Raw genomic sequence first — 1,451 nt, 5'->3', positions numbered from 1 at the left:
GCTTCGTCGCTATATTTGATGGGTGAGGTCTAAACCATAGAGAAGTAGAGCAGACTGTTCCTAAGAAGACTAATAGGGGCGGGAAGAACAATGAAGATATTTAGTAGCCGAGAAGATCATGTAATTGCAGAGTTATTTAAAATGGCGTTGCAGGTGGAAAAACCATGGGAACTGAGAGAAATTAAGTTCGACGAACAGGAACAAGCCTGGCACCTATTTATGGACTTTGAACGTGGAGCCGAATTCGTCTGTCCGTTGTGTGGAGGAATGTGCAAAGCCTACGATGCGGAGAACAAGGAGTGGCGACACCTGGATTTTTGGGAATGGAAAACCTTTATGCACGTCAGGGTGCCGAGGGTCGAATGCAAGGTGTGTAACAAAGTGACGCAAGTTCCGGTCAAATGGTCCCGACCCGGGGCGCATTTCACCTATTCCTTTGAAGCATACGCCATGCGATTAATGGCGGAAATGCCAGTCAACGCGGCAGCTCGTGAGCTTCGGGAACATGACACCCGGATGTGGCGCATCTTTCACCATTACGTGAATCAAGCAATGGAGCAAGTGGATCTGACGGAAGTGAAACGGATCGCCATTGATGAAACGTCATCCCGACGCGGCCACCGCTACATCACGTTATTTGTAGATGTTGACCGTAAAATCGTCCTCTTCGCCACCGTGGGGAAGGGAAAAGATACCTTAGAGCGCTTCCGGGCGCATCTGAGAAACAAAGGGGTGGATGCCCAGCAGATCCAGGAAGTATGCTGCGACATGTCTCCCGCTTTTATTCGAGGAGTCGAGGACTATTTCCCAGATGCAGAGATCACCTTTGATAAGTTTCATGTGATGAAGCTGGTCGGTGAGGCGGTAGATGAAGTCCGCATCGAGGAGCAGAAACAAAACCCCGAACTGAAACGGACGAAGTATATCTGGCTGAAGAACGAGTCGAATCTCAAAGCCGAACAAAAGGAAGCGCTGGAACAGCTGAAGGACAGTAACTTGCAAACCGGAAGAGCCTACCGGTTGAGACTGGCGTTGCAGGATTTATGGAGCGTTCGGCATGTTTTCGCCGATATGTACTTGAAGGAATGGCTCAGCTGGGCGACTCGTTCCCAGCTGGCTCCGATGATACGTGTAGCCCAAACGATAAAGCAACATGAGGAAGGCATCCTACGCTGGTTCCATAGCCAAATGACGAACGGATTGTTGGAGGGCATCAATGGTCTGGTCCAAGCAGCCAAGCGTCGAGCGAGAGGCTACCGTAACGTAGGTAATCTGATTGCCATGGTCTATATGACAGCGAATAAAAACCACCTTCCTGCGCTTTCAGCACGTAGGTCCTAAGCTCATCTTTCCCCTTCCCCTTTATACCCTTTACTTAGGTAATCTCTCGAATCTATCCTAACTATGAACCTATTTTATCCGGTGTTACCCATCCAGTAGAGCGAAGAGCC

1 protein-coding gene is annotated in these 1,451 nt (G+C 49.5%); it reads left to right on the top strand.

Annotated elements, in window-relative coordinates:
* Positions 1–90 precede the first annotated feature (90 nt).
* Entirely contained in the window at positions 91–1,341 is a 1,251-nt protein-coding gene (locus ACIFQM_RS24835) for an ISL3 family transposase (RefSeq protein WP_430044553.1), read from the top strand.
* Positions 1,342–1,451: the final 110 nt, after the last annotated feature.

This window comes from Paenibacillus sp. NRS-1782 (assembly GCF_050467685.1).
Taxonomy (GTDB): Bacteria; Bacillota; Bacilli; order Paenibacillales; family Paenibacillaceae; genus Paenibacillus; species Paenibacillus terrae_A.
The sequence above is the reverse complement of the archived record's forward strand: the minus strand, read 5'-3'. Positions and strand labels throughout refer to the sequence as shown.